Source organism: Rhodopseudomonas sp. RCAM05734, from assembly GCF_052658035.1.
On the sequence record NZ_CP199742.1, the window covers coordinates 1,564,998 to 1,577,686 of the forward strand.

General features: G+C 62.2%; 10 protein-coding genes and 1 pseudogene. 7 read left to right on the forward strand and 4 right to left on the reverse strand.

Going from position 1 to position 12,689, the window contains the following annotated elements:
- The first annotated feature begins 2 nt into the window (after nucleotides 1-2).
- From ACUXVA_RS07560 to ACUXVA_RS07570, 3 genes and pseudogenes are all read left to right on the forward strand, one after another.
- On the forward strand, nucleotides 3-407 hold the full coding sequence (locus ACUXVA_RS07560; protein WP_265080860.1) for a translational machinery protein: 405 nt from the start codon (nucleotides 3-5) through the stop codon (nucleotides 405-407).
- Between the two features lie 197 nt (nucleotides 408-604).
- Nucleotides 605-3,017, forward strand: a pseudogene (locus ACUXVA_RS07565) (phosphoketolase family protein).
- A gap of 63 nt (nucleotides 3,018-3,080) precedes the next feature.
- Nucleotides 3,081-4,265, forward strand: a complete 1,185-nt coding sequence (locus tag ACUXVA_RS07570) for an acetate/propionate family kinase (RefSeq protein WP_265080858.1) — start codon at nucleotides 3,081-3,083, stop codon at nucleotides 4,263-4,265.
- Nucleotides 4,266-4,358: 93 nt separating this feature from the next.
- Here the strand turns inward: ACUXVA_RS07570 and ACUXVA_RS07575 are convergent, their stop codons facing one another.
- Nucleotides 4,359-4,985 carry a response regulator transcription factor gene (locus ACUXVA_RS07575; RefSeq protein ID WP_413776416.1) on the reverse strand — a complete coding sequence of 209 codons (627 nt, stop codon included), beginning with the start codon at nucleotides 4,983-4,985 and terminating at the stop codon, nucleotides 4,359-4,361.
- A gap of 536 nt (nucleotides 4,986-5,521) precedes the next feature.
- Here ACUXVA_RS07575 and ACUXVA_RS07580 point away from each other — a divergent pair.
- Nucleotides 5,522-6,022: a response regulator gene (locus tag ACUXVA_RS07580; RefSeq protein WP_265080857.1), complete on the forward strand. Its 501-nt coding sequence runs from the start codon at nucleotides 5,522-5,524 to the stop codon at nucleotides 6,020-6,022.
- On the opposite strand, the gene ACUXVA_RS07585 is transcribed toward ACUXVA_RS07580, so the two are convergent.
- Entirely contained in the window at nucleotides 6,019-7,269 is a 1,251-nt protein-coding gene (locus ACUXVA_RS07585; protein ID WP_265080856.1) for an EAL domain-containing response regulator, read from the reverse strand. The two genes, ACUXVA_RS07580 and ACUXVA_RS07585, sit on opposite strands and share 4 nt — an antisense overlap.
- Before the next feature lie 156 nt (nucleotides 7,270-7,425).
- Nucleotides 7,426-7,812, reverse strand: coding sequence for an Hpt domain-containing protein (locus tag ACUXVA_RS07590; RefSeq protein ID WP_265080855.1), 387 nt, complete (start codon nucleotides 7,810-7,812; stop codon nucleotides 7,426-7,428).
- 302 nt (nucleotides 7,813-8,114) lie between these two features.
- Between ACUXVA_RS07590 and ACUXVA_RS07595 the strand changes: the two genes are divergently transcribed.
- The 3 genes from ACUXVA_RS07595 (at nucleotide 8,115) to ACUXVA_RS07605 (ending at nucleotide 11,255) form a co-directional block, all read left to right on the forward strand.
- On the forward strand, nucleotides 8,115-8,414 hold the full coding sequence (locus ACUXVA_RS07595; RefSeq protein WP_265080854.1) for a ribbon-helix-helix domain-containing protein: 300 nt from the start codon (nucleotides 8,115-8,117) through the stop codon (nucleotides 8,412-8,414).
- 829 nt (nucleotides 8,415-9,243) lie between these two features.
- Complete coding sequence (locus ACUXVA_RS07600) at nucleotides 9,244-9,870, forward strand: response regulator transcription factor (protein ID WP_445491514.1); 627 nt, start codon at nucleotides 9,244-9,246, stop codon at nucleotides 9,868-9,870.
- Between the two features lie 476 nt (nucleotides 9,871-10,346).
- The gene (locus tag ACUXVA_RS07605) at nucleotides 10,347-11,255 is read left to right on the forward strand and encodes an HNH endonuclease (protein WP_265080852.1); all 909 of its coding nucleotides are present in this window, start codon (nucleotides 10,347-10,349) and stop codon (nucleotides 11,253-11,255) included.
- Between the two features lie 431 nt (nucleotides 11,256-11,686).
- Here the strand turns inward: ACUXVA_RS07605 and ACUXVA_RS07610 are convergent, their stop codons facing one another.
- Complete coding sequence (locus ACUXVA_RS07610) at nucleotides 11,687-12,595, reverse strand: sugar-binding transcriptional regulator (RefSeq protein ID WP_445491516.1); 909 nt, start codon at nucleotides 12,593-12,595, stop codon at nucleotides 11,687-11,689.
- Nucleotides 12,596-12,689 lie beyond the last annotated feature (94 nt).

The following is a 12,689-nucleotide window of genomic DNA, read 5'->3' on the forward strand; positions in this document are numbered from 1 at the left end:
TCATGCAGCCGCACTATCACGCCATCATCTGGATCGACCATCGCGAAGCCAAGGTGTTTCACGTTGGGCTGTCCGGTGCCGATCAGATCGATCTGCATCCCCACCTTGAGACCCGGCACATTCACCACAAGGCCAATACGGTCGGCAGCGGCCATGTCCATGAAGACAAGGACATGATGAAGGCCGTCGCGGACGCGGTGGCGGACGCCGGCGAGATCCTGATCATCGGTCCGGCGCAGGCCAAGACCGAACTTGCCGGCTATTTGCGCGAGCATATGCCGAAGATCGGCGCCAAGATTGTCGGCGTAGAACCCGCCGATCATCCCAGCGACCGTGAAATCTTGGCCTATGCCAAGAAGCACTTCAAGATCGGCATCCTGCGCGCCGCAGCATCCGCGGGCCATTAAGCGCGCTTGCGCGGCCGGCGAAGTTGTGCCGGCCAACCCTGACATGCGGCGGTCGTGATCCGCGATCTATAAATTGCAGTGGCGGCGAGGGTCCCGAGGGACGCTCGCCGCCATGCAAGTTTATTGCACGAGCAATGCCACCATTGCGGGTCCGCGACGTTTAGTCTTCGCGGTCGACCGCGACGAAAGGTTCTCCGATGCAAGATGTCTCACGCGCCCCCGAATCGTCGCTGAGCCCCGGCGAGATGGACCTGATCGATCGCTACTGGCGCGCAGCCAACTATCTGTCGGTCGGGCAGATCTATCTGCTCGGCAATGCGCTGCTGCGCGAGCCGTTGCGGCGCGAGCACATCAAGCCGCGCCTGCTCGGCCACTGGGGCACCACGCCGGGACTTAATTTCATCTATGCCCATCTCAATCGCGCTATCCGCGCCCGCGATCTCGACATCATCTATATCTGCGGTCCCGGCCATGGCGGCCCCGGCATGGTGGCCAATACCTATCTGGAAGGCAGCTACAGCGAGATCTATCCGGATATCAGTCGCGATGCCGGCGGCATTCAAAAACTGTTTCGGCAGTTTTCCTTTCCTGGCGGCATCCCCAGCCATGCCGCGCCGGAGACCCCGGGCTCGATCCATGAAGGCGGCGAACTGGGCTATGCGCTGGTGCACGCCTATGGCGCGGCGTTCGACAATCCCGATCTGATCGTGGCCTGCGTGATCGGCGACGGCGAGGCCGAGACCGGACCGCTGGCGGCGTCGTGGCATTCCAACAAGTTCCTCAGTCCGAAGCATGATGGCGCGGTGCTGCCGATCCTGCATCTCAACGGCTACAAGATCGCCAATCCCACCGTGCTCGGGCGCATGAGCGACGACGAGATCCGCCACCTGTTTCTCGGCTTCGGCCATGAACCATTGTTCGTCGAGGGCAGCGATCCCGCGCTGATGCATCCGCAGATGGCCGATGCGCTGGGCAAGGCGTTCGACATGATCTCGCGCGATCCAGCTTGCAGCGCGCGACGGCCGTGCCACCGTCGAACGGCCGAAATGGCCGATGATCGTACTGCGCAGCCCGAAAGGCTGGACCGGGCCGAAGGAAGTCGACGGCAAGCGGGTGGAAGGTTTCTGGCGCGCGCATCAGGTGCCGATCGCCGATCCGCGCAGTAATCCGCAACATCTGCAACTGCTCGAACAGTGGATGCGCAGCTACCAGCCCGATACCCTGTTCGACGAAAGCGGCCGGCTGATGCCCGAACTGCAAGCGCTGGCACCGGACGGCGCGCGCCGCATGGGCGCCAATCCGCACGCCAATGGCGGTTTGCTGAAGCGTGAGCTCAAGCTGCCGGACCTTCACGCCCACGCGGTCGATGTGCCGCAGCCGGGCGGCGTCGAGGCCGAGGCGACCCGCGTGATGGGGCAATTCCTCAAGGACGTGGTGACGCTCAACGCCGAGGCACGCAACTTCCGCATCATGGGGCCGGACGAGACCGCGTCGAACCGCCTCGACGCGGTGTTCGACGTCACCGAGCGGGTCTGGATGGAGGGCATCGAGCCTTATGACGTCCATCTCGCCCAGGACGGGCGGGTCATGGAGGTGCTCAGCGAGCACCTCTGTCAGGGCTGGCTGGAAGCCTACCTTCTCACCGGCCGCCACGGTCTGTTCTCCTGCTATGAGGCCTTCATCCACGTCGTCGATTCCATGTTCAACCAGCACGCCAAATGGCTGAAGGTGTCGCGCGAACTGCCGTGGCGTCGGCCGGTGGCCTCGCTCAACTATCTGCTGACGTCCCATGTCTGGCGCCAGGATCACAACGGCTTCAGCCACCAGGATCCCGGCTTCGTCGATCTCGTGGTCAACAAGAAGGCCGACGTGGTCCGGGTCTATTTCCCGCCGGACGCCAACACGCTGCTGTGGATCACCGACCACTGCCTGCGCACCTATGACCGCATCAACGTCATCGTCGCCGGCAAGCAGCCGGCGCCGCAGTGGCTGACCATGGCCCAGGCCATCACCCATTGCGATGCCGGCGCCGGTATCTGGTCATGGGCCGGCACCGAGGTCGAAGGCACCGAGCCCGACGTGGTCATGGCCTGCTGCGGCGACGTGCCGACGCTGGAGACGCTGGCCGCCGTCGACCTGTTGCGGCAGGCGCTGCCGGCGCTCAAGATCCGTGTCGTCAACGTGGTCGACCTGATGACGCTGCAGCCGAAGGAACAGCATCCGCATGGCTTCAGCGATCGCGATTTCGACAGCATGTTTACCCCCGATCGGCCGGTAATCTTCGCCTATCACGGCTATCCTCACCTGATTCATCGCCTGACCTACAGCCGCACCAACCACGACGGCATGCATGTGCGCGGCTTCGAGGAAGAGGGCACCACGACCACGCCGTTCGATATCGTTGTGATGAACCAGCTCGATCGCTTTCATCTCGCCATCGAGGTGATCGAGCGCGTTCCGGGGCTTGCCGTCGCCGCCGCCGAGGTCAAGCAGGGCTTCCGCGACCGCCTGATCGAGCACGGTCGCTATATCCGCGAACATGGCGAGGACATGCCCGAGATCCGCGACTGGAAATGGCCCCATGGCACGGCGGCCCATGCGGGCGATTGAAGCAAAGGCAGGAATCGCGCAGGGTTGCCTTCACAGCCCTGCAACGCAACCAGGTTTCCATTGATGTCCGACGCCATCCTGGTCCTGAACGCCGGCTCGTCGAGCATCAAGTTTGCGCTGTTTGAGGTCGCGCAGGACCGCGAACCGGTGTTGCTCTGCAAGGGCATGCTCGATGAGCACGACGCCGAGCCGCGGCTGATCGTCAAAGATACAGCCGGAGAGGTGCTCTACGAGAAGCATCGCCATGCCGCCGACAGCGACAGCGAAGTGCTGATGCTGGATACGCTGAGCTGGGTGGACACCTATCTCGCTGCCGACGATCTGCTCGCGGTCGGGCATCGCGTTGTCCATGGCGGCCAGGAATTCTCGGCGCCGGTGCAGATCGACGAACGGATTCTCGAAGCGCTGAACGAGCTGACGCCGCTGGCGCCGCTGCATCAGCCGCGCAGCCTGGCACCGGTGCGCGTCCTCATGAACCTGCGACCGGAAATGCCGCAGATCGCCTGTTTCGATACCGCCTTCCATCACAGCCTGATGCCGGAGGCACGTCGTTTCGCCATCCCGCGCAATCTGGACGAAAGCGGCATCCATCGCTACGGATTCCACGGCCTGTCCTTCGAATATGTCGCCCGGCGGCTCGGCGCCATTGCACCGGAGCTGCCCGGCAAGCGCACCGTTGTGGCGCATCTCGGCAGCGGCGCCAGCCTGTGCGCGCTGCGTAACGGCCTCAGCATCGACACCACCATGGGGCTGACGCCGCTCGACGGGCTGATGATGGGCACGCGCTGCGGCGCGCTCGATCCCGGCGTCGTGCTCTATCTGCAGCGGGTGCGCGGCATGTCGGCGGATGCGGTCGAGCGCATGCTGTACGAAGAATCCGGCCTGCTCGGCGTCTCCGGCATGTCCGCCGATATGCGGGCGCTGCTCGCCAGCGCGGATCCGCGCGCTGCCGAAGCCGTCGATCTCTTCACCTTCCGGGTGGCGCGGGACGTGGCGATGATGGCCAGCAGCCTCGCCGGCCTCGAATGCTTGGTGTTCACCGGCGGTATCGGCGAGCACTCCGCGGAGGTCCGCCAGCGCGTCTGCGACCGGCTGGGCTGGCTCGGCGTCGCGCTTGACGCGGCGGCAAATGCGCAGGCGATGCCGTGCATCAGTTCGGCGGACAGCAAGGTGATGGTGTTGATCGTTCCCACCAGCGAGGAAACGATGATCGCGCGGCACTGCCGAATGGTCCTGAACGAACGTTGAGGCGGCCGCCGCCGTTTGCCCTGGTCGCCATGATCTGACGTGCACCGAACATGCAGGCGACGTCGCTGCCAGGGCGCCGCGGGCGGCCGAATGTCAGGAGTCGTGGCTGGCGTCGAGCACGATGCGGATGAGGTCCGTCGAATTCTTGGCGCCGAGCTTCTTCATGATGTTGGCGCGGTGATCCTCGATGGTGCGCGGGCTGATGCCGAGCTGCCGGCCGGCGTCCTTGTTGGAAAGGCCGGATGAAAACAGTTCGAGCACCTCGCGCTCGCGCCGCGTCAACGGCTCGCGTCCGGGGAAATTGAGCGACAGCACCTTCGATGCACTGGGCTGCGTCCGGCGTCGGGTGAACGCGCCGATGGCGTCCTCGATACGCTGCACGATCTCGCTGCCGCGAAACGGCTTCTCGATGAAATCGAGCGCGCCGGACTTGATCGCATCCACCGCCATGGCGATGTCGCCCGATCCGGAAATGATGAAGATCGGCGCCGGATAGTCCTGGGCGCGCAACTCCTTCAGAATATCAAGCCCGGATTTGCCGGGGATATGAACGTCGAGCAGCATGCACAGCGGACTGCGACTTCGCGCGGTCGCCAGCAACGCGGCGCCATCGGCAAAGCAAATCACCTTGTAACCGGCCGCCGACAGCACGATCGACAGCGTCTCTCTGACCGCTGGATCGTCGTCGACCACATAGATTTCACCAATGGAACTATCCAAAATATCCGGGCTCCGTCGTGGCCGACACTGCGTATTTTGCAATCGGCCGTCCCGTAGTCGTACGGGGAAACAGGTTAACGCTCAAGTAGCATCGGGCTCACTATATCTCCAAGGCGAGGAGAATGAGATGCGACAGGCAATCACCAATCATAACAGAGGCGTGGCAACTCGATTTGACGGACATCAAGGTATGAGCAGTTTCGAACTCGCTGAAGGTCTCGATCATTGCGCGGGGAGGCAGAGCGAAGACTCCCCTCAGATCGCGGTTGTCAGCGACGAAGGTAACTTCTTAATTCTCGACGACACGCATCAGAGGTATTCCAGTATATCCGCCCGGAACTCCGATTCGAATGCCCATCTTGAAGGGGTACCTCCGTGTCCTGCAATCCATCGTCGGCGGGTCGCGACCAAAAGAGATCTGACAGACGCGTTGACGGGCACAGGACGTTTGCCGCGCAGGCGACCAGGACTCGCGAGCTTGGCGGTGCCTCGATGGGCATCTCCGGCTGAGCGGTCGAAACGGAGCAGGGATTCACATGCAGCGTAAACAGAAGGTCCTGGAGGCTGCCGCAGGCGCCGCCGCGGTGAAGCAGCAGTTGCACCTTCTGGTTATCGATGACGACGCCACCCAGCGCAAGCTTGTGAGCCTCGCTGCGGCCAAGGCCGGTCATGCCGTGACCTTCGCGATCTCCTGCGCCGACGCCATTGCGAGACTCGGCGAGCGGCAGTTCGATTGCGTCACGCTCGATCTCGCGCTCGGCGATGGCGATGGCCTCAAGGTGCTCAAGGCGATGAATGCGACGGGCCAGGTCGTTCCGGTCATCGTCATAAGCGGGATGGACAGGGGCCGGCGCGAGGAATCGCGTTTCATGGCGCGCGCACTGGGCATCGAGATGACGAGCCTGCCGAAGCCCGTGGATCTTGCCGCGCTTCGCGTTCTCCTGGCCAATTTGCGCTATCAGTCGCTCGGGCTGCCGATGATCCACATGTGGGGCGGCGTGGCAGTCAGCAATCTTGCCGACGACCACCGCAACTAGGTCCCGCTCAGCCGGTTGCGCGCGCCGCGGCTGCGCGATTGCCACGGCTGGCCCTGCCACCGCGCCGCCCAGTCGAAGAAGTCCTGTTCGGTCAATCCGGCGCTGATGACGAAACCCTGACCGAGGTCACAGCCCGCAGCGGCGAGCGCGTGCCATGTTTCCTCGTCCTCGATACCCTCCGCGACAACCTTCATATTGAATTCATGGCCGATGGCGACGCAGCCGCGCACGATCTTCCACATGTCGGGGTCGGTCTGGCAATTCCGGACGAAGGATCTGTCGATCTTCAGTTCGCTGAACGGCATTCGTGCCAGCGCGGACAGCGACGAATAGCCGGTGCCGAAATCGTCCATCGAAACGCCGATTCCCTTCAGCCGCAGCCGCAGGATGATATCGATGGCGCGCGCGACATCGGACATCGCCGTGCTCTCGGTCACCTCGAGCATCAGCGAACTCGGCGACATGTTTATGTCGGCGAGAAGGCCTCTGACATATTTGGGGATCGACAAATCGGTCAGCAAGGTTGCCGACAAGTTGACCGCGACAACGAAATCCGGGATCAGCTTTGTAAACGTGGAAGCCGCGGCGATTGAACGGGTCAGCACAAGTTGCGTCAGCGGCAGAATGTGGCCGGAGCGTTCGGCCAGAGGGATGAACAGTTCGGGCGAGACCATGCCTAATTCGGGGCTACGCCATCGTGCGAGCGCTTCGCAGCCGACCACCTTGCCAGTGGCGAGGTCGACCTTGGGCTGGAAAACCGGGAAGAACTCGTCGTTGGCCAGCGCGCGCGCGAGGTCGCGCTCGTCGACGGCGACCGCATGTCCATGGTCGCGGGTCGATGCAGGCCGTTGCGGTTGCACAAAAGCGAGTGTCGTGCGCAGCAGTCCGAAATCGACCGGCTTCGGAACCGATCGCACGTCCATGATGCCCGCTGCATGCGCCATTCGCACCGTCGCATTCAGGATGCGGGTATCGCAGCCGCTAATCACCACCACCTTCGGGGTGGGGCGCAGCTCGCCGATCAGACGCAGCAACTCGATACCGTCGTGTTCGCCAAGCGAAAGGTCGACGGTGATACAATCGAAGCGGCGATCGGTGATCAGCTCTGCCGCTTCGTCGAACGACACCGCCATCGTCGTTTCGTAACCAAGCCGCTGTGCGATCCTGCTGATGACGCTGCGTTGGGTGGCATCGTCGTCAACGACGAGGAGCGTTGATGCGCCCGGTTGCTCAGAATGAGTTGACATGTGTGCATCCGATTTCGCGCATACAGTTGAATGGCCGGCGACGATTGTAGCGGTCGGAAGCGGCTAATCCGTAAACACCCGCGCATAAACTTCGATGTAGTCGCGCATTCGAAGGTGTCTCAATTGGAGATTGCGTTCAGCCGCTGACGGATAGCGTCACGGGCATGGCACCGCGTGCTGTGGGATGGCCTGCCGAAACGCCGCGTCGAACTGCGCGAGACCGGTGGCGAACGCCGACCCGAGTTCGATGACCATCGCGCGGAAGTCCGGGTCCTGGATGGTCGGTGCCGATTTCTCGAGGCTGGCGGCGAGCGTCGCCAGTTGGGTAAAGCCGAACGTTGCTGCCGTCGATTTCAGCGAGTGCGCGTCGGTCTGGATCTCTCCGCGATGGGCCTCCAGTCCGATAGTTTCCAGCGCGAGGAGGCGCCTTTGCGTGTCCGTCTGAAATACCGCAAACGTCTCCAGGGCGCCCTCGACCTCGATTTCCGCGGCAAGCCGTTCGAAGGCGGTGCGGTCGATCTGCGACTTGTAACGCAGCGGCATTGTCTCACTCCGTTCGGTGGTCTCGCATCGGGACACGGTCAGGTTGAGATACCAGCCGACTATTGAATCCTGCGTTAAACGAAGCTGCGGAATCCGCGGCCCCGTAAGACTACGGGGTTCATCAGAGATGTGTAGCGCGAGCAGCCAAATACCACGTACTAATACGGTGCGTCGGCGTAATACGTAGTTAGTGAGCATTAGGCGATGGTCATTTCGAAGGTGCGACTCGGCTGGATCGAATCGATCCGCGTTATCCGAGCGAAGCCGTCATCAGGCGGGATCAATAATAGGGATTTGAAAAAATGCGCGAGAATGTGAACCGTAAACGGTCGATTGTCGTTTCAGGCAAACGGACCAGCGTCAGTTTGGAAGACAGTTTCTGGTCCGGGCTCAAGGCGATTGCCCGGATGGAAAACATGACCATTGAAAAGTATATCGAGCAGATAAACCTGCATCGCAAGACGCCGAATCTGTCGTCGAATCTCAGGATCGCCATTCTGGAGTACTTCCTGAAGAACGGCCGCAGCGAATGGCAACAGCTTGTCATCAGCAGCAGCCCGGCGCCTGTGGCCTATCTGGGCGTTCACGAAGAGCGCGCCTGAAGCTGTGCCCCGCGAACATTTTGCTGGTCGTTGGCCGCTGCGTTTGACGCAAGAGTCCGGCGGCCAGCGACCGCGGCCATGATGGCGCGGGCTGTGATTGCGCTCCGATTGCGATCGTACGATTGATCGCCCTGGATGCGTGTCCCCCGATGCCGGCCCACCGCGCTGTGCAGAAATGATCCGCAACCGCCTCTCCCGTTGATAAGCTCTGCAGGCAACGATGGCGTTGCTGAGTTCCTGTGAGCAGGATCGTCGTCGCCACAACATTCGTTCCCCGGTCGCCGCGTGCTAGTCCCGGTGAAGCGAATCACCGCGATGCGGTGTCGAGATCACGCGACAGAGAATCCATTTTCATTCGAAGCTGATTCGCGCAGCAGACGTTTGTTCGACGCGGCATGTGCCGGGCTGTGCTCGCTCCCCGACAGTCGTAACGTATTTCACAGGCGTGGGTTCCCCCATCGCTGATCATCCATCGCGGCGCCGGATGGTGTCCGAGTAACGTTGCCTTGCATGGAACTGCAACGTGGCATTGCGCGTCACCGATTGCGTACTACGAATTGCAGTTGAGCAGTAGTTCCACGGGCGTAGTTCTACGTGCGTAGTTCTACGCGGGTATTTTCCCTTGGTGTAAAGTTAACTGCTGCCTAAGATGCAATCGACAGACTACGTATATCGCGCAATGAGCGCGCCGGATGGGATGAGATTTATCGACTACCGGACACAGGTATCAGTGTGCGGATAGACGTTGCCAACCGCAGATCTCTCGGGCTCCCGGCTATCCAGCGTTTGCGCAAGTTGTCGACGTTGTCGTCATGATTGGACTATCTCGATGTCGCTGATGAGCTTGAAGATAGAGAGCGCGAGATCCGCACAGGGCGGTGACAAGCGAGCGCATGCTATGGTCGATGCTGTCGCCATGTCGAGCGCACGGCGCTGGGCGGTCAACGAGGTCGGCGCGGCGATCGCGCAGCAACTCGTCGAGCCGCTGACCGCGCTGATGGTCTACGTGCAGGAAATCAAGCGCTTGAACACCGGGCGAACTGGTGCCGCGCCAAACCCGATGCAGGAAGTGATCGACGGCGCTCAGCGCGAGACCGAGCGCGTGTGCGCCATCATGGAGCGCATTGGCAACAGAAGCGACAGCACTGCCGGCTCCGAATTTGCGACCGGTGGCGGGAATAGTGCCCCGACCTGGTGGTCGCCCTCCGACGCTGCTGATGGCTCCGCAGAGACCGTGGCAGACGCCGCGCCGGCCGGCCATCACGGGCTGACGCCGCGCGAACAGGAAGTGTTGAATCTGGTCAGCGGGGGCGTCACCAACAAGGAAGGCGCGCTGCTGCTCAAGATCAGCCCGCGGACCTTCGAGGCGCATCGCGCCCAGATCATGCGCAAACTGGGCGCACGCAATGTCGCCGACCTGCTCCGCAAAGTGCTGGTCGAACCCCGCCCGGGTTGATCTACAAAATTTCAGCCGCTCGATCGTTTTCCGGACACGGTGCAGCGCTCTCAGGCGATGCACTTGCATCGCCATCGCGCTGCTCCGCAGATCCGGGCTCCCGGTGGGGTGCTGCGTGCAGGCAAGGCCGTGTTGGGCAACAGATAACCCTGACTCCGGCCGGAAAAATTCCGCTGCGAAATCAATGGTTTGATACTGCGCTCCAACACATAAACCTGACTCCGAACAACCCACTTCCCTGACTCTATGGCCACGAATAACAACCTTCCCTGACTCCGGACGAAAACCGCGCCCCTTCAGGTTGCAGCACGCAGGCGGAGGTTGGCTCCGGTCAGGCTCAAGGGCGCTACGGCAGGTTGCGGAAGGATGGTTAAGGCCGTTCGTCGTTTCGGTGTTGCTGAGGCCCATCCGCCTGGTAGGTTGTTCCCGCTGAGGGAAACGCCGTGCTTGATCTGCCAGAAGACGCACAGATGAGGATGGCGGCGTTCGCCGCGCTCGACCGGATGCTCGCCGGCCGGGGCGTGCTGCCGTGGGCGGAGATCGATAAGGGTTTCGCCGCTCCGGGATTTCCCGAGCCGATTCGGTTCGCCGGCCGGGCTTCCGGCATCTTCAAGCCAAAAGAAATGAAGGGTGTCCTGTCGGTCAGAACCGTGGTGCCAAGGCCTGGGCGGAAGGTCTGGTACCACGATCAGAACGCCAGCCGTGACGCCCTGTTCGCCGCCGACACCGAGGTCAAGTACGCCTTCAAGGGCTCCGATCCCAACACCTGGGAGAACGTGCTGCTGCGGGAGGCCGCCTATCGGCAGACGCCGCTGATCTACTTCGTGGCCGTGGCGCCGACGATCTATGCCGCCCTCTATCCGGCCTTCCTGGTCGACTGGGATCCGGTCAGGCTTGAGACCGGCGTCGTGTTCTCCAAGCCGGCTTCACGTGGCGCCGGCGCTTCCTTCCCAAAGAGCGAAATCGAGCGGCGGTACCGCATGGTCGAGGTCAAGCGGCGCGTCCACCAAGCCGAATTCAGGGAAGCGGTGCTCGACGCCTACGGCAACCGTTGCGCCATCACCGGGCTGCCCGTGAAGGATCTGCTCGACGCCTCCCACATCGTCTCCGACGGCGACGAGGACTGGGGCCAGCCGGTGTTACCGAACGGGCTGCTGCTCAACAAGATCCACCACGCCGCCTACGACTCCGACCTGATCGGAATCGATCCCGACCGACGCGTCCATATCTCCGACAGGCTGCTTGCTCAGCAGGATGATCCGATTCTGCTAAGGACCATCCGCGCTATGAGCGGCGCCGTGCTCAGGGCACCGAGGCGGGAGGAAGACCGGCCGGATCTGGAGCGGTTGGCGCGGAGGTTCGAACGATATCAGATTGCGAACTAGGACACTTCTGCAATCATATTTTGGCTATTGGCCGCTTTGCGCCAGAAGCGGCCGATCACCATGCATAACGCTAGATAGCAGTCGTCCGAACTCAGCTTCCGAAAAATGCGTGGCGAGGTCGGCCCATACTTACGTGAAAGATTGGTAGGCAATCTAATTTGCTGCCGGGCATAAGCCGTCGGCGGCAGGCCCAGCAAGCGTCCTGTGATTATCTTGCATCGACGGGCTACACGACGAGGGAGGCCTGGCATTCCGAACGCCGGATGGTCAGTTGAGCGCTGCTCACGGTCGGTGGTACTCGGCGATCCGGATTAAATCTACTAAGCTTACCCAAGGATCGCCAGCCGTCGTCCGAGCTAATCGGCACGCGGCAGTGTCCAAAACAGATCAGGCGGGTTGATACGCTTATAGGCTCAGCGGCGATGGTCGTCCTAAACCGTCAGCTCCAATGCCGCATTTTCGTCTGTAATCAGTACATGGCACAGCCCGGCGCGAATGCTGGCGAGAATGATCGCGGTTTTTTGCCGGCCACCTGCGGCCAGAACGATTTCGGGTAAACGCAACAGGTCGTCGAGCGCGGGATTGACGACGCGCGACGTCAGAGGGTGGTCGATGATTCGGCCTGCCGCGTCGAGATAATGCCCGCAGATATCACCCACCGCTCCGGCATCGCGCAGCGATTGCCAGGTTTCTCGGCTGATGACGCCGTATTCGAGCGACTTCGATTGTTCCGACAGGTCGATGGCGCTGAGCAAGGCCAGATCGAGGGTCGGCACCATCGCCAGCACGCCGCGGATCGGCTCGCTGCGGACCAGCACGTTGCGCAGTTCGGGCGTCTCGGCGAACATCGGCGCCGTGATGTAATAGCATCTGGCATCCAGAGCGCGCGCCATCATCGCCGCGTTGTCATACGGATTGACCAGCGTGCTTTCCGCGAGTCCGCCGCACAGCAGCACCACCCGGTTGTTCATGCCGGCGCGCCGCCTCAGGTTCTGGGCGGCGGCATTGATCGTGCCTCCCCAGCCGATACCGATAGATGCTGACGGTCGCAGATTGTCGGACACATATTGCCCAGCCGCAGCGCCGACCATGGCCCTGACATCGGTGCCTGCCATCGGCGAAGGTACGACGACCGCGTGACGCAGCCTGTATCTGGCGACCAGCTTGGTTTCGAGATCATGGCACGGCCCGGTCGGACCGGCGATGGTGATTTGCACCACGCCGCTCTCCCGGGCGTCGCCGAGAATCCGGTTGACCCGCTTGCGCGTGATTTTCAGCCGCCGCGCGATCGCATCCTGGGTCTGGCCTTCCTTGAAATAGTACCAGGAGATCCGCGCCATCAACGCGGCGTCCGCAGGCTCCTCGCTTTTTTCCGGCGCGGAAGTCGGCTCGTTCTTCGCCCGAATCAATAGCGTCGTCCTTTGATCGCCCATC

What these genes read in the sequence shown, in the direction of transcription:
- ACUXVA_RS07595 (WP_265080854.1), top strand. Translation starts at nt 8,115, where the DNA reads ATGCGCGAGAATGTGAACCGTAAACGGTCGATTGTCGTTTCAGGCAAA.
- ACUXVA_RS07560 (WP_265080860.1), top strand. Translation starts at nt 3, where the DNA reads ATGCAGCCGCACTATCACGCCATCATCTGGATCGACCATCGCGAAGCC.
- ACUXVA_RS07570 (WP_265080858.1), top strand. Translation starts at nt 3,081, where the DNA reads ATGTCCGACGCCATCCTGGTCCTGAACGCCGGCTCGTCGAGCATCAAG.
- ACUXVA_RS07580 (WP_265080857.1), top strand. Translation starts at nt 5,522, where the DNA reads ATGCAGCGTAAACAGAAGGTCCTGGAGGCTGCCGCAGGCGCCGCCGCG.
- ACUXVA_RS07590 (WP_265080855.1), bottom strand. Translation starts at nt 7,812, where the DNA reads ATGCCGCTGCGTTACAAGTCGCAGATCGACCGCACCGCCTTCGAACGG.
- ACUXVA_RS07585 (WP_265080856.1), bottom strand. Translation starts at nt 7,269, where the DNA reads ATGTCAACTCATTCTGAGCAACCGGGCGCATCAACGCTCCTCGTCGTT.
- ACUXVA_RS07605 (WP_265080852.1), top strand. Translation starts at nt 10,347, where the DNA reads ATGGCGGCGTTCGCCGCGCTCGACCGGATGCTCGCCGGCCGGGGCGTG.
- ACUXVA_RS07600 (WP_445491514.1), top strand. Translation starts at nt 9,244, where the DNA reads ATGTCGCTGATGAGCTTGAAGATAGAGAGCGCGAGATCCGCACAGGGC.
- ACUXVA_RS07610 (WP_445491516.1), bottom strand. Translation starts at nt 12,595, where the DNA reads ATGGCGCGGATCTCCTGGTACTATTTCAAGGAAGGCCAGACCCAGGAT.